Genomic DNA, 17,821 nt, shown 5'->3' with positions numbered 1-17,821 from the left:
CCTGTGATCGCCGCGCCGTCGCCGCGCGCCCGTAACGACTGTCGCATGACCGTAGTCCGTCCTCCCGCACTCGAAGATTTCCGCCGCGTCGTCGTGAAGGTGGGCTCGGCCCTCCTCGTCGATCGCGCGCGCGGGCGCCTGCGCCACGCGTGGCTCGCCGCGCTCGCCGAAGACATCGCCGACCTGCACGGCCGCGGCGTCGACGTGGTCGTCGTCTCGTCCGGCGCCATCGCCCTCGGGCGCACGGTTCTCGGCCTCCCTCCCGGCGCGCTCCGCCTCGAGGAGAGCCAAGCCTCCGCCGCCGTCGGACAGATCGCGCTCGCCCGGTACTGGACCGAGGCGCTCGGCCATCACGACATCGTCGCCGGCCAGGTGCTGGTGACGCCGAAGGACACCGAGGAGCGCCGCCGCTACCTCAACGCCCGCGCGACGGTGCAGAAGCTCCTCGAAGTCCGCGCGGTCCCGGTCGTCAACGAGAACGACACGGTGGCCACCGCCGAGATCCGCTACGGCGACAACGATCGCTTAGCGGCGCGCGTCGCCACCATGATCGGCGCCGACGTGCTGGTGCTGTTCTCCGACATCGACGGCCTCTACACCGCCCCGCCCCACAGCGACCCGCAGGCGCGCCACTTGCCGGTCGTCGAGCGGGTGACCCCGGAGATCGAGGCGATGGCGGGCGGTCCCGCCTCCGAACTGTCGCGCGGCGGCATGCGCACCAAGGTCGAGGCGGCCAAGATCGCCGCCGGCGGCGGCACCCATATGGTCATCGCCGACGGGCGCGGGAAAAACCCGCTCCGGGTCGTCCGGGAGGGCGGGCGCTGCACGTGGTTCCTGTCGGGCTCGACGCCGACCGCCGCGCGCAAGACCTGGATCGCGGGCTCGCTCGAAGCCTCCGGCACCGTCGTCGTCGATGCCGGGGCGGTCCGCGCGCTCGAAGGCGGGGCGAGCCTGCTTCCGGTCGGCGTCACCGCCATCGAGGGCAGCTTCGCCAAGGGCGACACCGTCCTGATCCGCGGCCCCGAGGGGCGCATTCTCGGGCGCGGACTGGTCGCCTACGACAGCGCCGACGCCGCGGCCATCATCGGCCGCTCCAGCCGCGAGATCGCCGCCGCCGCCGTCCAGGCCGGACGCACGGAGATGATCCACCGTGACGACCTCGCGATGATCGGCAACTGACGAGCTCCGTTCCGGCGAGGCGAGTGAAGATCGACGCTTGTTCAACCCTTGAGCGACGTGCAATGGGGCGCAAGAGGGTGCATATGCGTTCAGTCTATGCACTGAAATGCTCAATCGCGCCGGTCGATCGGCGCCAGACGGGAAGCGGGAACGTGCCTGTCCTGAATCTCAAGTCCGATCTCGCGGACGCGGACGACCTCGATACGCTGATGGCCGGCATCGGCCGGCGCGCGCGCGCCGCCGGCCGGGCGATGGCGCTCGCCCCGGCGCAGACCAAGGATCTGGCGCTGCGCGCCATCGCCGAGCAGATCCGCGCCAGCGCCCCGGGGATCCTGCGCGAGAACGCGCGCGACGTCTCCGCCGCGCAGGCCGCGGGCCAGACCAAGGCGATCATCGACCGTCTGACCCTGGACGAGGGCCGCGTCGCGGCCATCGCCGAGGCGGTGGAGAAGGTCGCGGGCCTGCCCGACCCGGTCGGGCGCCAGCTCGCCGCCTTCGAGCGGCCGAACGGCCTGCTGATCGAGCGGATCTCGGTGCCCCTCGGGGTCGTCGGCGTCATCTTCGAGAGCCGCCCCAACGTGACGGCGGATGCCGGCGCGCTCTGCCTCAAGGCCGGCAACGCCGCGATCCTGCGGGCGGGCTCGGATTCGCACCGCACGGCGACCGCCATCGCCGCGGCGATGAGCGAGGGCCTCGCCCGCACCGGCCTGCCCGCGGACGCGATCCAGCTCGTGCCGACCCGCGACCGCGCGGCGGTCGGCCTGATGCTGACCGGTCTCGGCGGCTGCGTCGACGTGATCGTGCCCCGCGGCGGGCGCAGCCTCGTGGAGCGGGTTCAGGCGGAGGCGAAGGTGCCGGTCTTCGCCCATCTCGACGGCATCTGCCACGTCTACGTCGCCGAGGGCGCCGACCTCGCCATGGCCCGCACCGTCCTTCTCAACAGCAAGATGCGCCGCACGGGCATCTGCGGCGCCGCCGAGACGCTGCTGGTCGACGCGGCGGTCGCCAAGACCCACCTCAAGCCGCTGGTCGAGGCGCTGCTCGAATCCGGCTGCGCCGTGCGCGGCGATGCGGAGACGCAAGGGGTCGATCCGCGGGTGACGCCCGCCGACGAGACGGATTGGCGGACCGAGTATCTCGACGCGATCATCTCGGCGAAGGTGGTCGAGGGGCTCGACGCGGCGATCGCCCATATCGAGGCCAACGGCTCGCACCACACCGACGCGATCATCACCGACGACACCGAGGCCGCCGCGCGCTTCCTCAACGAGGTCGACTCGGCGATCGTCGCCCACAATGCCTCGACGCAGTTCGCGGATGGCGGCGAGTTCGGTTTCGGCGCCGAGATCGGCATCGCCACCGGCCGGATGCATGCCCGCGGGCCGGTCGGCGTCGAGCAGCTCACGACCTTCAAGTATCGGGTCCACGGCAGCGGCCAGACGCGGCCCTGACGCGCTGACGGCGACTCCTCTGCGCGAGCACAGACTTCCGCCGGCCGTGCCCGGCCTGCGGGTCGGCCTCTACGGCGGCTCGTTCAACCCGGCGCATGCCGGGCACCTGCATGTCAGCCGCACCGCCCTGCGGCGCCTGCGGCTCGATCGGGTCTGGTGGCTCGTCACACCCGGAAACCCGCTCAAGGATCACGGCCTGCTCGCGCCGCTGGAGGGGCGGGTGGCGCAGGCGCGGGCGCTCGCCGACGACCCGCGCATCGCCGTCACCGGCTTCGAGGCGGCGATCGGCAGCCGCTACACCGCCGACACCCTGCGCTGGCTGGTCCGGCGCCGGCCCGCCCTCCACTTCGTCTGGATCATGGGGGCGGATTCGCTCGGCACGCTTCACCGGTGGCGCCACTTCGAGGACATCCTGGCGCTGATGCCGGTCGCGGTGATCGACCGGCCGGGCTACACCCTGAAGGCTCCGGCGGCGCGGGCGGCACGCGCTTTCGCGGCGGCGCGGGTTCCGGAAGGGGACGCGCCGACCCTGGCCGGCCGGCACCCGCCGGCCTGGACCTTCCTGCACGGGCCGCGCTCCGATCTGTCCTCGACCGCGTTGCGGACAGGTGCGTAGGGCGCTTCGCCCGCTTGAAAAGCGGGCGGAAAGCGGCCAATTTCAGCAGGTGGCGGTGTCGCCACAATCCGATTGCCGGGAAACGAGACCCTGTCCGCACACCTTCAGCCGGGAGCCGCCGGCTCCGATTCCGAGCCCGCCTCCTCCGATGCCCTGAAGGCCCTGGCCCTCGGATGCCTCGACGAGATGAAGGCCGAGGAAACCGTCGAGATCGACCTCGCGGGCAAGACGTCGCTCGCCGACACGATGATCATCGCGTCCGGCCGCTCCCAGCGCCATGTCGGCTCGATCGCCGACAAGATCATCCAGGAGATGAAGGCGAAGGGCTTCGGCAATGCCCGCGTCGAGGGCATGCCGGCCTGCGACTGGGTGCTGATCGATGCGGGCGACATCCTCGTCCACATCTTCCGGCCCGAGGTGCGCGGCTTCTACAATCTCGAGAAGATCTGGGGCGCCGACCGTCCGACCGGCGCCCGCCTCGCCGGCTGAGCTTCACGGCAGCGCGGCGGAGGCGTCCTCCTCGCGCGCCTCGACATGGTCCGAGAATTCCACCTCCTGGCGCAACAGGCGGCCGAGCCAGGCGTGGCGGATTTCCAGCACGAAGCGGAAGCTGCGGAGACCGGTGGCGGCGTGGCTCACGGTCAGGGTACCCGGCGTCAGCCAGCGCGGCAGGATGAGCCGGACGCCCGGCAGATCGATGAAGTAGCGCTCACTGCGGAAGACGAGCGCCCGGTCCTCCACCAGAACCCGAAGGCTCATGCCGAGCCCGGCGCCGACCCGCTCCTCCAGCCCGGTCGGCCCCTGGAAGCGCTTGGCCGAGTGGATGGCCTGCGGGAAGCCGGTGCCGCGGGCGTAGAGCCGCGTCCAGATCTGCCCGTGGCCGGCCCCGTCCTGGGTGACGGCGACCACGCTCGGCACGTCGGCGACGCGGCTCGTCGGCAAGGGCGCGCCGACGAGGCGCAGGCCCTGCGCCAGAAGCCAGCCGAGGGCGGTCAGGTCGGTCTCGACCACCCGCCCGGCATAGACCGCGCTCTCGCCGACACCGAGGCGCTTGGTGAAGCGCCGCCGCACGGCGGGCGGCAGACGCGCCCAATCCGCATCCGGGACGAGCGCGCGAAACCGCAGGTCGAACAGCTCGGCCGGACGGTCCGGCGTGCTGACCGGGACGGCCATCTCGGCGGCATTGCGCATCGAAGAGCCTCCTCGAACATCCTTCCGGGCGGCGCACCCGGCGAGCCGGCGGATCAGGGCTCGGACTTCACGGGCAGGTAGCGGACGATCCGTCCGCCGAGCCGGATCAGCTTGGCCAGGGTGTTGTGGGGCACGTTCAGCATCTGCGCGTACCAGCCGTCGAGCGTCTGGGTGAAGTCCAGCATCGCCTTGAGACGCCGCGAGGCCACGGCCCCGACCCGCGGGTCGCCCTCGGCCTCGGCCACGCATTCGCGCAGGGCCTTAAGGGCGGGGTCGATCTCGCGCTCCTTGCGGCCCGCGGCGATGCGAGTGACCATCTCCCACAGATCCGTCTCGGCGACGAAGAAGTCGCGCCGCTCGCCCATCACCGGCACCCGACGGATCAGGTTCCAGACCGCCAGTTCCTTCAGCGAAGTCGATACGTTGGAGCGGGCGATGCCGAGCGTCGCGGCGATGTCCTCCGCCGCGAGCGGTCGGTCGGACAGGTAGAGCAGGGCGTGGATCTGCGCGACGGAACGGTTCACGCCCCACTGCCCGCCGAGATCGCCCCAGTGCAGGATGAACCGCTCCACCGCGGGCGCCAGCTTTTGCGTTTGGTCTGAAATTTCTGACATGACAGAAATTTCAGACCAAACGGGATGGAAGTCAAGCGATGGTTTTGCAGGTTGGCATTCGGCCTATCGCGGCTGCTCGGTTTCGATTGATCACCTCAGGCGTTGCCCGCTCCCGTCATGGCGAGGCGGAGCCGAAGCGATTTAGGGTGCGACTTCTCCGGAGAGGTCGCGCCCTGGATTGCCACGGCTTCGCCTCGCAATGACGCGGATAAGATCGAAGTGATCAGCCGGAGGGCGTCTCACACCACCGAGAAGCGATAGGTGGTGGTCGACGCGAAAGTCTCCCCCGGTCTCAGGACCGCGCTCGGGAAGTTCGGGTGGTTTGGGGCGTCGGGAAACCCTTGCGTCTCAAAGCAGACGCCGTCGCCGGAGCGGTAGGTCCGCCCCGAGGGGCCGACGAGGGCGCCGTCGAGGTTGTTGCCGCTGTAGAGTTGGAGCGCCGGCTGCGTCGTCGCAACCTCGATGCGCCGCCCGCTCGCCGGACAGTGGCAGGAGGCCGCCGGGCGCAGCGTGCCGGCGGGTCCGCGTAGGGCAAAAGCGTGATCGTAGCCGCCGGCCAGGACGATCTGTTCGTGGCCCTCCCGGATGCGCGCGCCGAGAATCGTCGGCTCGCGGAAATCGAAGGGCGTATTCGCGACCGGCGCCAGCACGCCCGTCGGGATCTGCGTCGTGTCCGTCGGTGCGTAGGCATCCGCGAACACCGCGACGACATGGTCCATCACGTCGCCCGTGCCTTCGCCGGCGAGGTTGAAGTAGCTGTGATTGGTGAGGTTCAGCACCGTCGGCCGATCGGTCACCGCGCGGTAGTCGATCCGCAGCATGCCGGCCTCGGGCAGGCCGTAGACGACCTCCACGTCGAGATTGCCCGGAAATCCCTCCTCCCCGTCGGGGCTGCGCCGCCTCAGCACGAGGCGCGTCTCGTCGGCATCCGCCACCTGCCAGAGGCGTTTGGCGAAGCCGTGCGGCCCCCCATGCATGGTGTTGGGCGGCGCGTTGATCGGCAGCGCGTAGGTTTTCCCGTCGAGGGTGAAGCGCCCGTTCGCGATGCGGTTGGCGAAGCGCCCGGCGATCGCCCCGAAATGCGGGCTCACGGTCTCGTAGCCCTCCACCGTGTCGAGGGCGAGGACGACGTTGGCGACGCGGCCGTCCCGATCGGGGATCTCGATGGCGGTGACGACCGCGCCGTAATCGATCACCTGAACGCGAAGGCCGTCCCGGACGAGGGTGTGCCGGGTGACGGTCTCTCCTTCGCGCGTCGTCCCGAATTTTTCCGATCTCATCCGCCGCTCCTGTCCTGCCCGAGCATTACGCGTGGAGGACAGGATGGGTGGCAGGATAGCCACGCATTCGAGACGACGCGCGGTCAGGCAGAGGCGGCCTGCGCCGTCGATGTTCCCGAGTCATCCGACAATTGCAGCCGGTGCAGCCGCGCATAGGTGCCGCCCGCCGCGACCAGTTCGTCGTGGCGGCCGAGCTCGATCACGCGGCCGGCTTCCAGAACGGCGATGCGGTCGGCCTCGCGCACGGTCGAGAGGCGGTGGGCGATGACGAGCGTCGTGCGCCCGCGCATTAGCCGCTCCAGCGCCTCCTGGACGAGGTGCTCGGATTCGGAATCGAGCGCCGAGGTCGCCTCGTCGAGGAGCAGGATCGGCGCGTTCTTGAGGAAGGCGCGGGCGAGCGAGATGCGCTGGCGCTCGCCCCCCGAGAGCCGCCCGCCGCCCGGCCCGACCCGGAAGGCGTAGCCTTCGCTCAGCCGCGAGATGAAGCCGTGCGCCGCCGCGGCGCGGGCCGCCGCCTCGATCTCGTCCTGCGAGGCGCCGGAGCGGCCGAAGCCGATGTTGGCGGCGATGGTGTCGTCGAACAGCACGACCTCCTGCGACACCACCGCGATCGCGGCCCGCAGCGACGGGATCGTCACGTCGCGCACGTCGGCACCGTCGATGAGGACGCGGCCCGATGTCACGTCCTGGAGACGCGGCACGAGATTGAGGAGCGAGGACTTGCCCGAGCCGGAGCGTCCCACGAGGGCGGTGGTGGAGCCCGCCGGCACCACGAGGTCGATCCCCTCCAGCGCGGGGGCGTCCGCGCGGTAGCGGAAATGCACCCCCTCGAAGCGGATCTCGCCGCGCGTCACCGTCAGCGGCCGGGCGGTCGCGGCCTCGCGGATCGTCGGCTGCTCGTCCATCAGGGCGAAGTAGCGGCTGAGCGCGGCGGCCGCCTCCTGCAGGATGGCGTTGAGGGTGCCGAGCGCGCGAGCCGGCTGGGCGGCGAGCAGAAGAGCGGCGACGTAGCCGGTGAAGTCGCCGACCGTCCGGTCGCCCGACATCACCCGCTGGCCGACCAGGACCAGCACGCCCGCCACCGCGAGGCCGCCGCCGATCTCCATCAGCGGGTCGAGCCGGCCGCGGGCATTGGCCGCCTTCATTTTGAGACGGCGCACCTCGTCCAGCGCCTGCGCCGCACGGCCCTTGAGATAGCCTTCCAGCGCGTAGGTCTTGGCGACGCGGGCGCCCTGGAGGCTCTCGGTGATGAGGCTCGCGGTGGCGCCCATCTGCTCCTGCGTCGTGGTCGAGACCTGGCGCAGCCGTTTGCCGATGCGGTTGACCGGTCCGGCCACGAGGGGCGCCGTGACCGCGGCGGCGAGCGTCAGCAGCGGGTCCATCCAGATCAACGCGATCACCAGCGCGGCCAGCATGGCGACGTCGCGCAGCAGCACCGTCGAGATGCGGGTCAGCGCTTCCTTGATGAAGGCGAAGTCGGTGGTGAAGCGCTGGGTGAAGGCGGCCGGGCTCTCGCGGCCGAGCTGGGCGAGGTCGGCATCGATCAGGTGGGCGTAGAGCGCCGCCTGCATGTCCGCCTCGACGCGGGTGACGACCCGGTTGGTGAGCACCGTCTGGCCGAACAGGGCGAAGCCGCGCGCGGAGGTGACGGCGATGACGATGAGCGGCCCGTAGGCCAGCGCGCTCATGTCCTTGCGGTCGAAGGCGTCGAAGGCGGCCTTGATCAGGGCGGGGTAGAGGCCCGTCGCCGCGCCGACGACGGTGATGAGCACGAGCACGACCGCCAGCGTCGCGCGGTGCGGCGAGAGCCATTCCCGCCAGAGCCGCCCGAGCAGGGGAAGGGTGTCGCCCCTCAGGAGCGGCCGGCGCGCCATATCGTACCATGTCTGTGCTGACCCCGGCCGGAACGCCGGGGTCCGCGGTGTTTGCCGCCGCGCGGCCCGGGGATCAAGCGGCGCCGCTCTCAGTCCCGCTCGCCGCCGGGCCGGGGGCCGTGCCGGTGCATCCCGCCGAACGGCCGCATCGGCCGGGCGAGCATCATGGCGCGGCGCTTCTGGCCCTCGTCCAGGGTGGAGAAGAGGGGGGTGCTGGCGTCGGCGAGCTTGCGCAGGGCCTCGCCGCGAGCGGTCGCCGCATCGGCCATGGCCCGGAGCACGCCGGGGGCATCGTCCACCATCCGACCGCGCTCTCGCTTGAATTCCTTCCTGGCCTCGCGCTGGGCCGCCCGCTGCTTGAACAGATCGCGCATGGCCGTCTCGACTGGCGGCCACAGCTTCTCCTGCTCGGGGTTCAGCTTCAGGCCGGCATGCAGCCCGGCGATGCGGGCATCCGCGAAGGCGGCCCGATCCTCGGCCGACAGCGCCGACCAGCGCCCGTGCCGGTGGCCCCAGGGCGCGTCGGCGGAGGATCCGCCCCGCTCGCCGGCACTCACCGCCGCGGTCCCGAGGCCGGCCGCACCGAGCGCCGCCAGACCCACCATCACAAGACCCGTCACGCGTTTCCTGGTCATGGGACAACTCCGAAGGTCAGGGGCATCGGCCCCAGTCCCGCGACGATGCGTCCGTTTCGTCTCTGGCGTGTGTCCGCTCGTCTCCGGCGTATGTCTGCAACATGAAAGCTTCTCCATGTTCGCAGGAGCGGTCTTGGCGATGTGATAATGTTACATTATCACCGTGGCCGAACGGAGGAGTTTCGGTATGGTTTCGGGTGTCCGGCGCGGGATCGTCGCCGTCTGTCTGGTGCTGCTCGGCCTCGCACCATCGGTCGCCGCGGCGGACGAACCACGGCTGAAGGCGGTCGCGACCTTCTCGATCCTGGCCGACCTCGTGGCGCAGGTCGGCGGAGACCGGGTCACGGTGACGAGCCTCGTCGGGCCGGACGCGGACGCCCACGGCTACTCCCCGGCGCCGGGCGATGCCCGACGGGTGGCCGAGGCCGACCTCGTCGTCGTCAACGGCCTCGGCTTCGAGGGCTGGCTGGAGCGCCTCATCAAGGCCTCCGGCACCAAGGCGCCGGTCATCGTCGCCTCGAAGGGCGTGAAGACCATCGCCGGCCGTCACGATCACGACGACCACGGGCATTCTCACGGCGAGGACGACCATGCCGATCCGCATGCGTGGCAGAACGTGGCGAACGCCAAGCTCTACGTCGCCAACATCCGCGACGGCCTGAGCGCCGCCGATCCGGCGCATGCGGGCCTCTACGCCGCCAACGCCGCCGCCTACACGCAGAAGCTCGACGCGCTCGACGCGGAGATCCGCGCGGCGCTGGCCAAGATCCCGGAGGAGCGGCGGCGCATCATCACCACCCACGATTCCTTCGGCTATTTCAGCGCCGCCTACGGCATGCGCTTCCTGGCGCCGCAGGGCATCTCCACGGACAGCGAGGCCGGCCCGAAGGACGTCGCCCGCATCATCCGCCAGATCCGCCGCGACCGGGTGCCGGCGGTGTTCGTGGAGTCGATCGCCGATCCGCGGCTGATGCAGCAGATCGCCCGGGAGAGCGGCGCCAAGGTCGGCGGGCGGATCTATTCCGACGCGCTGAGCGCGCCGGGCGGGCCGGCGCCGGGCTATCTGGAGATGATGCGCTCGAACCTCGACGCGTTCCGCGACGCGCTGAGCTGAGGGATCACCCGCCGGTCATCGGCGGGAAGAAGGCGATCTCCTGCGCCCCCGCGATGGCGCTGCCGGGCTTGGCGTGGACCCGGTCGATCGCCGCCCGCACCACGCCCTCGTTCTCGAAGGCGTAGGCGTATTCCTCGCCCCGCGTCCTCAGCCAGCCGATCAGGTCGGCCACGGTGGCGACGCCCTCGGGCGGGCTCACCGTCTCCTCGGGCTTGCCGACGCGCTCGCGCACCCAGGCGAAATAGACGAGCTTCATCTCACACCACTCATCGCGCCGTCAGCGCGGATCGTCGATCACGTGCCGGATCCCGGCCCTCAGATAGTCCCAGCCGGTATAGAGCGTGAGGGCGGCGGCGAGCCACAGCAGGACGATGCCGGCGGTCAGGCTGCCGGGAAGGACGCTCTCGCCGGCTGGACCGGCCACGAGGACGCCGAGCGCGATCAGCTGCACGGTGGTCTTCCACTTGGCGATGCGGCTCACCGGCAGGCCGACCTTCAGCTCCGCCAGATATTCCCGCAGGCCGGAGACCAGCACCTCGCGGCACAGGATGACGATGGCCGCCCAGAGCGACATCCCCGCGATGGTGCGGTCGGCGGCCAGCATCAGCAGGAGGGCCGAGACGAGGAGCTTGTCGGCGATCGGGTCGAGCATCCGTCCGAGCGCGGAACTCTGCGCCCAGGCGCGGGCGACGTAGCCGTCGAGATAGTCGGTGATGGCGGCGGCCACGAACACGCCGAAGGCGGCCCAGCGCGCGGCGATCTCGTCCGGCCAGAACAGCAGGACGACGACCACCGGGACCGCGACGAGGCGGCCGTAGGTGAGGCAGTTCGCGAGCGTCCAGGCCTGCGACCGGCGGCGGGGAAGGACGGCGTTCATCGGCGCGGTGAAATCACGGGCCGCAGGGGGCGTCAACTGCGTCGGGACCGCGTCGGGCACAGGCTCTGTGGGCACGGGGCTCGGCTCAAGCGTTGGCGTGGAAGAAGTCGTAGACCGCCCGCGCGGTGGCGGCGTTGACGCCCGGCGCCTTGGCGAGATCCTCCAAGGCGGCCCGCTGGATGGCCTTCACGGTGCCGAAATGGTGCAGAAGCGCGCGCTTGCGAGTGGGGCCGATGCCGGCGATCTCGTCGAGCGGGTTCCGGGTCATCTCGCGCTTGCGCCGCGCCCGGTGGGTGCCGATGGCGAAACGGTGCGCCTCGTCGCGCAGGCGCTGGACGAAGTAGAGCACGGGATCGCGCGGCGGCAGCTTGAACGGGCTGCGGCCGGGCACGAAGAAGGTCTCGCGGCCGGCATCGCGGTCGCGGCCCTTGGCGATGCCGACCAGCGGCACGTCGATCACGCCGATCTCGGCGAGCGAGGCGCGAGCGGCCTCGAGCTGCCCGGCGCCGCCGTCGATCAGCACGAGGTCGGGCCAGGCGGGGAAGGCATCGGGATCGTCCGCCATCTCCTCGGTCGCCGCCGGAACGGCCTGACCTTCGACGGCGGCCAAGGGCTCGCCGACCTCTCCCTCGCGCGGCGTGCGCGGCGCCTCCTTGGCGAGCCGCTTGAAGCGGCGGGTCAGAACCTCGCGCATCATCCCGAAATCGTCGCCCGGCGACAGCTCCTCCGACTTGATGTTGAAGGTGCGGTAATGCGTCTTCATGAAGCCGGTCGGGCCGGCGACGATCATGCCGCCGACGGCGGCGGTGCCGGAGATGTGCGAGTTGTCGTAGACCTCGACCCGGCGCGGCGGCTTGTCGAGGCCGAATGCCTGCCCGAGCGCGGTGAGAAGCTTGCCCTGCGAGGCGGTGTCCGCGAGCCGGCGGCCGAGGGCCTCCTTGGCGTTGCGCTGGGCGTAATCGACGAGGTTCTTGCGCTCGCCCCGCTGCGGCCGGTGGATCTCGACCCGGTGCTCGACCCGGCTCGACAGGGCGGCGGCCACGAGTTCGGCATCCTCGATCGCGTGGCTCACCAGCACGAGGCGCGGGGCGGGCTTGTCGTCGTAGAACTGCGAGATGAACGAGGCCAGCACCTCGTCCGCGCTCATGGAGCGGTCGGCCTTGGGGAAGTAGGCGCGGTTGCCCCAGTTCTGGAAGTTGCGGAAGAAGAACACCTCGATGCAGAACTGGCCGGCCTGCTCGTCGAGGGCGAAGACGTCGGCCTCCTCGACCCCTTGGGTGTTCACCCCTTGCGTCCCCTGGATCGCTGAGAGCGCGGCGATACGGTCGCGGAAGCGGGCGGCGCGCTCGAATTCCATCGCCTCGGAGGCGCGCTGCATTTCCTCGCGCATCCGGTCCTTCACCGCGTTCGACTTGCCCGAGAGGAAGGCGCGGGCGCTGTCGGCGAGTCCGTCGTAGTCCTCCTGGGCGATCTCGCCGGTGCAGGGGCCGGAGCAGCGCTTGATCTGGAACAGCAGGCAGGGCCGGGTGCGGTTCTCGTAGTAGCTGTCGGAGCAGGTGCGCAGCAGGAAGGCGCGCTGGAGCGCGTTCACCGTGCGGTTGACCGCCCAGACGTTGGCGAAGGGGCCGTAATAGTTGCCCTCGCGCCGCCGCGCGCCGCGGTGCTTGACGATCTGCGGCGCCGGCCCGTCGCTGGTGAGCAGGATGTAGGGAAACGACTTGTCGTCGCGCATCAGCACGTTGAAGCGGGGCTTCAACTGCTTGATGAGGTTGGCCTCCAGCAGCAGCGCTTCCGTCTCGGTCGCCGTGGTGACGAACTCCATCGCCGCCGTCTGGGCGATCATGCGGGCGATGCGGTTGGAATGCGCCTGACCGCGGGCGTAGGAGCCGACGCGGGCCTTCAGGTTCTTGGCCTTGCCGATGTAGAGGACGTCGCCCTTGTGGTCGAACATCCGGTAGACGCCGGGCGAGGTCGGCAGGGTCGTCCAGAAGCGGCGGATGATCTCGGTGCCGGCCTGGACCGCGCCGGGCTCGAAATCGAAGTCGATCTCGGGCGCCTCGTCGAGGGAGGCGGCCTCGTTCTCGTCCTCGTCGAACCCGTCGGGCGGGACGTCGTCGAAGGCGGATCGGGTCGCGCGGCTCATGAACCCGATGTAGGCCGCGGCGATTCCGGTTGAAAGAGCCGCGGCGCCGCGGAGCCTCAATCGAACAGGGCGTCGATGTCCGACTGGTCGACGTGGCCCGGATCGTCCTCGAGCTTCGGCCCGTTGAGCAGCGAGCTCTCGTCGTTCTCGTCCACCGCGGCCGTCTCGACCGCCAGCAGGTCGCGGAAGCCGTCGAGACCGCTCCAGGCCTCGATCACCCGGTCGAGGTGCTCCTCGACGAATTTCAGCACGCCGACGATCTTGCTGATGCGCTGGCCGGTCAGATCCTGGAAGTTGCAGGCCTCGTAGGCCGCGATGACGTTGTCGAGGATGCCGTCGACATTCTCCTGGGCCGCCTTTGGCAGGCGCAGGCCGCGCATCATGTTGGCGTTGGTCTCGATCTTCTCGATGCTGCCGAGGATCGTCGAGGTGGCCTGCTCGGTCGAGTCGACCACCGCGTCGAGCTCGCCCGCCACGCGCCGCATGCCCTTGCCGGTGGTCTCCGAGCGGTGAAGGCTCGCGATCTCCGACTTGGTGCGGGTGATCGCCTCCTTCATCACTTCGAGCTCGTGGCGCATGGCGAAGGCCTCGCCGAGCTCGCGGCGGCAGGCTTCGATGGTCTCGCCGGCGCTGGCTTGGGTGATGCGGCGCAGATCGTTGATCGCCGTCAGGATCTCGTCGAGACGCGGGTTGGGTGCCGTCTCCGGGGCCGCCGCCGAGAGGCCGGCCGCCGGAACGGGCAAGCCCAGGCTTTCCTCGATGCGGTAGCGCTTGGTGATCATCGTTCGGACGGGCCTTCGGGGACGGATCTCGTCCGTCACAATCCCGCGCAGTGGTTTCGATTTGCTGAAAGTTTTCGGGAGGACGGAGCCATTTACCGCCCGTTGACGACGAGTCGGAGTTTGCGGGGGCCGGGCCGACGGCGACCGTGATTCACCACGTTCATTCATCACCCGAACGGAAAAAGCCGGAAAACTTTCCGCATCGCGTGGGCAAGGCGGGAGTTCGGGATGCGGGCGAAGTGGAGCGTGGCGCTGGCGGCGCTCGCCATGGCGGGATCGGGCGGGACGGCGATGGCTCAAGCCGGGCCGGGCCGCTACGGCGGCGGCTTCATCGAGTTCCTGATGACCGGGGATGCCCAGGGTCCGGCGCGGCGCCCCGCCGTCGACGGCTACGGTGCTCTGGGCGAGCCGCGTCCGGCCGCCGTCGCGCAGCCGCGCGCCCGGTTCGCGGCGCTGCCGACCGGGCCGGCGCCCGAGGAGGGCGCGATCGCCAGAACGGTCGATCCCCGCTTCGCCCGGCAGGTCGTGGCCTATGACGGTCCGGGGCGCAGCGGCCAGATCGTGATCGATACGAACGCGAAGTATCTCTACCTGATCCAGCCGGGCGGACAGGCGATCCGCTACGGCATCGGCGTCGGGCGGCCGGGTTTCGTCTGGACCGGTGCGAAGACGATCTCCGCCAAGCGGGAATGGCCCGATTGGACGCCTCCCGCCGAGATGCTGCGCCGCCGCCCCGACCTGCCGCGCCACATGGCCGGCGGCCCGGAAAATCCGCTCGGGGCGCGGGCGATGTATCTCGGCACCTCGCTCTACCGCATCCACGGCACCAACGAGCCGCACACGATCGGGCAGAACGTATCCTCGGGCTGCATCCGCATGATGAACGAGGACGTGATCGATCTCTACGAGCGCACGCCGGTCGGAACCCGCGTCGAGGTGATCTGACGGCATCCCCCGAACGAGGAAGCCCGGCGCCGGGGGACCGGCGCCGGGCTTCTCGCTGTCTCAATCCGGACGGACGGGATCAGGCCCAGTCGTCGTCCCCGCCATCGCCGAGGTCGCCGCCGAAATCGTCGCCGCCACCGCCGCCGAAGGACGCGTCCTGGAAGCCGCCGTCGCTGCCGCCGAGCGCCGAGCCGAGATCCTGGTCGCCGCCGCTACCGAAGACGCCGCCGCCCGCGTCACCGCCGGTCAGGCCGGCCGCCGAGGCGCTGCCGAGCGCGGAATGACCGCCCGCGAAGGCGTTGGAGAGGGCGCTCCCGAGCAGCATGCCGCCCGCCGCACCGGCCGCCATCGGCAGGGCGGTGGCGAGGAAGCCGCCGCCGCGGGACGGCTGCTGAGGCTGTCCGCCCCAGGGTCCGCCCTGCTGGGGACCGCCGTAGCCCGGCTGGCCGTAGCCCTGCTGCGGGCCTCCCTGCGGGCCGCCGTAGCCGCCCTGCTGACCGTAGCCGCCCTGCTGCCCCCAGGCCTGACCGGCCGGACGCTGCGGCTCGGAGCGCTGGCCGCCGCCGAAGATGCTCGACAGGAAGCCGCCGCCGCCACCGGAGGGCTGGGACTGCGCCTCGGCGCGGGCCTGCTCCAGCTGCTGGTTGAGGCTCTTGATCGCCTCCTCCTGCACGTAGATCAGCTGAGCCATCGCGTAGGGCGCGTAGGGCTGGTTGCGCAGCTTCTCGGCGATGAAACGTTCGGCATCGGCGTCCCGCGGCTGGCCGGACGCCTGCTCGAGGCGCTGGAAGATGCCGTTGATGATGTCGCGTTCTTCGCTGTTCATGGAGACGTCCTCCTGAAGGCGACGACGGTCTCGTCGCCGCGCGGCGGCTAGGAGATGGGGGCCGGTCGAGCTTTTGTCAGGGGGCCGGGCGTCGATTGTCCGCATGGTGCCGAAGGCAGACGCGCGCATGGCCGTCTCCGAAACAGAAAAAGCCCGGCACGAGGCCGGGCTTTTCCGAAGAAGTCCGGCGATCCGGTGAGGGATCGCCGAGTCTTCCGATCTTAGTACGAGCCGAACTTGTAGTTCAGGCCGGCGCGGACGACGGCGAACTCGGTCTCGCGCTGACGGGCGACGTTGCCGGAGGCGAGCACGACGCCCGGGCTGTTCGTGTAGACGAGGCCGCCGGCCGGGGTGGCACCGAAGGCGCCGTTCAGGCGGTTGCCGCGGTCGAGGTTCACGTAGAGACCTTCGACCTTCAGCGTGACGGCCGAGGACTTGAAGAAGTTCAGGAACGAGTCGGTCGGGAGAGCGTACTCGATACCACCACCGGCGGCCCAGCCGGTGCGGAAGTCGTCGGACGAACCGCCCGGCAGACCGAAGTCGGAGCCGCCGCCGGCGCCGTAGGCGAAGCCGCCGGTGCCGTACACGAGGGTGCGGTCGAAGGCGTAGCCGAGGCGACCGCGGACGGTGCCGAAGAAGTCGAGGCCGGACAGACCGTTCGGGTTGAAGATCTGCGAGCCGGCCAGGAACGGCGAGGAGCCCGGGGCGACCGAGAAGCGGTTCCGGTCACGGCCGAAGTCGACGTACTGGGCGTCGGCCTCGATACCGATCACGACACCGGAGCCCGGGGTGAACTGGTAGTTGTAGCCGATCTGACCACCGCCGACGAAGCCTTCGTCGCTGCGACGGTTGTTGAAGGCGATGGCAGCGGTGCCGCCCGGAGCGACGAGGCCGCTGGCGGGGCCGACGCCGATCACGGTCGCGGCGTTGTTGTCGTCACCGGTGCCGAAGCCGTAACCGGCGTTGAAACCGGCGTAGAAGCCCGTCCAGGTGAAGACCGGCACCGGCTGGAACACCGGCGGCGGAGCGGCGCGGCGCGGCAGGTCGGCAGCGAGCGCCGAACCGGCGAAGGCGATGCCGGCGATGGCCGTACCGGCGCGAAGGAAGGATTTCATTACTCTGGTCCTCTCTGACTGTGCCGGTGCTTCCGGGGAAGCGAGGCGGCACGGTGCCCCGTTATCTATGCCAGCATCCCGGAAGATGCTGTTGCGGCTTGACCACGCCGACCGTCCCGAAGGCGGCCCCTTTGTGGCAGTGGTCTTGGTCTGCCGTCGTTCCATCCGAGAAACGCCACCGAACGGCCAAGGTTCACGAACGGCCGAGCTTTTTTTGGTGATGGTTCCCGACAGATTGTCGCAGGGATGCAACCACGGCGTTCCGCGACGCCGCAAGGCTTACGATGGATGCAGCGCGACATGCGAGTGCTACAGCGCACAAAAGCCTGGCCGTGGGCACCCTTGCCGCCGGCGTTGCATCGTTACAACGACTTTTGTGAGGACCCTGAGAATATAATCACGGAGTGAGTGCAATCGCCGATATCAGCCGGCCGTAATCCGCCTCGCCGCGGTGCGTCGTGCGCCGGAAGCTATAGAATCGGTCGGGGTCGGCGTAGGTGCACAGGCCGAGCGACGTCGCCTCGCCGACACCGATCTCGGCCAACCGTTCGAGGATGAAAGCCGGCAGGTCGAACTGAGCGTGACCCGGCCGTCCCTCGGCGAAGAACCTTTCGCTGCCGGGCCGCTCGGTACGAAAACGCTCCATGAAGTCGAGCCCGACCTCGTAAGACGCTTGCGCGATCGTGGGCCCCAGCACGGCGACGATGCGCTCGCGCTCGGCGCCGAGCGCCTCCATGGCGGCGACCGTCGCGGCGATGACGCCGCCGAGCGCCCCCTTCCAGCCGGCATGGGCCGCGCCGACGACGCGGTTCTCCGGGTCGGCGAACAGGATCGGGCCGCAATCGGCCGTGGCGATGCCGAGCGCGAGACCGGGTACCCGGGTCACCATGGCGTCCGCCTTCGGGCGATCCGCGAGAGGGAAGGGCGCCTCGACGGTCACGACCTCGGCCGAGTGGACCTGGTAGAGGCTGACGAGATTGTCGCGCGGGAGCCCGAGCTGCGCGCACATCCGCGCCCGGTTCTCGGCGACGCGCGCCGGCTCGTCGTTCGAGCCGATCCCGCCGTTCAGCGAGGCGTAGAGCCCTTCGGAGACGCCGCCTTGCCGGGTAAAGAAGGCGTGCCGGATGTAAGAATGCGAGCTCAGCTCGGGCGCTTCGATGAACATGGTCTCGCGGACTC

General features: G+C 70.3%; 18 protein-coding genes. 6 read left to right on the top strand and 12 right to left on the bottom strand.

The window, feature by feature from the left end; genetic code table 11:
• Positions 1-45: 45 nt before the first annotated feature.
• The 4 genes from proB (at position 46) to rsfS (ending at position 3,735) form a co-directional block, all read left to right on the top strand.
• On the top strand, positions 46-1,179 hold the full coding sequence (proB, locus tag ABS772_RS25320) for a glutamate 5-kinase (protein ID WP_350397439.1): 1,134 nt from the start codon (positions 46-48) through the stop codon (positions 1,177-1,179).
• Positions 1,180-1,331: 152 nt separating this feature from the next.
• Positions 1,332-2,630, top strand: a complete 1,299-nt coding sequence (locus ABS772_RS25315; RefSeq protein WP_350397438.1) for a glutamate-5-semialdehyde dehydrogenase — start codon at positions 1,332-1,334, stop codon at positions 2,628-2,630.
• 55 nt (positions 2,631-2,685) lie between these two features.
• Positions 2,686-3,246 (top strand): nicotinate-nucleotide adenylyltransferase, encoded by a 561-nt coding sequence (locus tag ABS772_RS25310; protein WP_350397455.1) that lies wholly within the window; start codon positions 2,686-2,688, stop codon positions 3,244-3,246.
• Between the two features lie 186 nt (positions 3,247-3,432).
• Entirely contained in the window at positions 3,433-3,735 is a 303-nt protein-coding gene (gene rsfS, locus ABS772_RS25305; protein ID WP_238256469.1) for a ribosome silencing factor, read from the top strand.
• A gap of 3 nt (positions 3,736-3,738) precedes the next feature.
• Here rsfS and ABS772_RS25300 read toward each other — a convergent pair whose 3' ends face one another.
• From ABS772_RS25300 to ABS772_RS25280, 5 genes are all read right to left on the bottom strand, one after another.
• Positions 3,739-4,437: a DUF4166 domain-containing protein gene (locus ABS772_RS25300; protein ID WP_350397437.1), complete on the bottom strand. Its 699-nt coding sequence runs from the start codon at positions 4,435-4,437 to the stop codon at positions 3,739-3,741.
• A gap of 53 nt (positions 4,438-4,490) precedes the next feature.
• Entirely contained in the window at positions 4,491-5,051 is a 561-nt protein-coding gene (locus tag ABS772_RS25295) for a GbsR/MarR family transcriptional regulator (RefSeq protein WP_350397436.1), read from the bottom strand.
• 239 nt (positions 5,052-5,290) lie between these two features.
• Positions 5,291-6,331: an aldose epimerase family protein gene (locus ABS772_RS25290; RefSeq protein WP_350397435.1), complete on the bottom strand. Its 1,041-nt coding sequence runs from the start codon at positions 6,329-6,331 to the stop codon at positions 5,291-5,293.
• A gap of 83 nt (positions 6,332-6,414) precedes the next feature.
• Positions 6,415-8,205: an ABC transporter ATP-binding protein gene (locus ABS772_RS25285; RefSeq protein WP_350397434.1), complete on the bottom strand. Its 1,791-nt coding sequence runs from the start codon at positions 8,203-8,205 to the stop codon at positions 6,415-6,417.
• An 89-nt stretch (positions 8,206-8,294) separates the two neighbouring features.
• The gene (locus ABS772_RS25280) at positions 8,295-8,840 is read right to left on the bottom strand and encodes a Spy/CpxP family protein refolding chaperone (protein WP_350397432.1); all 546 of its coding nucleotides are present in this window, start codon (positions 8,838-8,840) and stop codon (positions 8,295-8,297) included.
• Between the two features lie 187 nt (positions 8,841-9,027).
• On the opposite strand from ABS772_RS25280, the gene ABS772_RS25275 reads away from it, so the two are divergent.
• Positions 9,028-9,954 carry a metal ABC transporter substrate-binding protein gene (locus ABS772_RS25275; protein WP_350397431.1) on the top strand — a complete coding sequence of 309 codons (927 nt, stop codon included), beginning with the start codon at positions 9,028-9,030 and terminating at the stop codon, positions 9,952-9,954.
• Between the two features lie 4 nt (positions 9,955-9,958).
• On the opposite strand, the gene moaD is transcribed toward ABS772_RS25275, so the two are convergent.
• From moaD to ABS772_RS25255, 4 genes are all read right to left on the bottom strand, one after another.
• Positions 9,959-10,210 carry a molybdopterin converting factor subunit 1 gene (gene moaD, locus ABS772_RS25270; RefSeq protein WP_350397430.1) on the bottom strand — a complete coding sequence of 84 codons (252 nt, stop codon included), beginning with the start codon at positions 10,208-10,210 and terminating at the stop codon, positions 9,959-9,961.
• 21 nt (positions 10,211-10,231) lie between these two features.
• The gene (pgsA, locus tag ABS772_RS25265; protein WP_238256470.1) at positions 10,232-10,831 is read right to left on the bottom strand and encodes a CDP-diacylglycerol--glycerol-3-phosphate 3-phosphatidyltransferase; all 600 of its coding nucleotides are present in this window, start codon (positions 10,829-10,831) and stop codon (positions 10,232-10,234) included.
• Between the two features lie 85 nt (positions 10,832-10,916).
• Entirely contained in the window at positions 10,917-12,974 is a 2,058-nt protein-coding gene (gene uvrC, locus ABS772_RS25260) for an excinuclease ABC subunit UvrC (protein ID WP_350397429.1), read from the bottom strand.
• A 56-nt stretch (positions 12,975-13,030) separates the two neighbouring features.
• Complete coding sequence (locus ABS772_RS25255; RefSeq protein ID WP_350397428.1) at positions 13,031-13,756, bottom strand: protein phosphatase CheZ; 726 nt, start codon at positions 13,754-13,756, stop codon at positions 13,031-13,033.
• 228 nt (positions 13,757-13,984) lie between these two features.
• On the opposite strand from ABS772_RS25255, the gene ABS772_RS25250 reads away from it, so the two are divergent.
• Positions 13,985-14,701, top strand: a complete 717-nt coding sequence (locus ABS772_RS25250) for a L,D-transpeptidase (protein ID WP_350397427.1) — start codon at positions 13,985-13,987, stop codon at positions 14,699-14,701.
• A gap of 79 nt (positions 14,702-14,780) precedes the next feature.
• On the opposite strand, the gene ABS772_RS25245 is transcribed toward ABS772_RS25250, so the two are convergent.
• From ABS772_RS25245 to pgeF, 3 genes are all read right to left on the bottom strand, one after another.
• On the bottom strand, positions 14,781-15,527 hold the full coding sequence (locus ABS772_RS25245; protein WP_350397426.1) for a DUF2076 domain-containing protein: 747 nt from the start codon (positions 15,525-15,527) through the stop codon (positions 14,781-14,783).
• Between the two features lie 221 nt (positions 15,528-15,748).
• Positions 15,749-16,642 carry an outer membrane protein gene (locus tag ABS772_RS25240; RefSeq protein WP_238256693.1) on the bottom strand — a complete coding sequence of 298 codons (894 nt, stop codon included), beginning with the start codon at positions 16,640-16,642 and terminating at the stop codon, positions 15,749-15,751.
• A gap of 397 nt (positions 16,643-17,039) precedes the next feature.
• Positions 17,040-17,807, bottom strand: coding sequence for a peptidoglycan editing factor PgeF (pgeF, locus tag ABS772_RS25235; protein ID WP_350397425.1), 768 nt, complete (start codon positions 17,805-17,807; stop codon positions 17,040-17,042).
• Positions 17,808-17,821: the final 14 nt, after the last annotated feature.

Origin of the sequence: Methylorubrum podarium (assembly GCF_040270385.1) — a bacterium.
Taxonomy (GTDB): Bacteria; Pseudomonadota; Alphaproteobacteria; order Rhizobiales; family Beijerinckiaceae; genus Methylobacterium; species Methylobacterium podarium.
The sequence above is the reverse complement of the archived record's forward strand: the minus strand, read 5'-3'. Positions and strand labels throughout refer to the sequence as shown.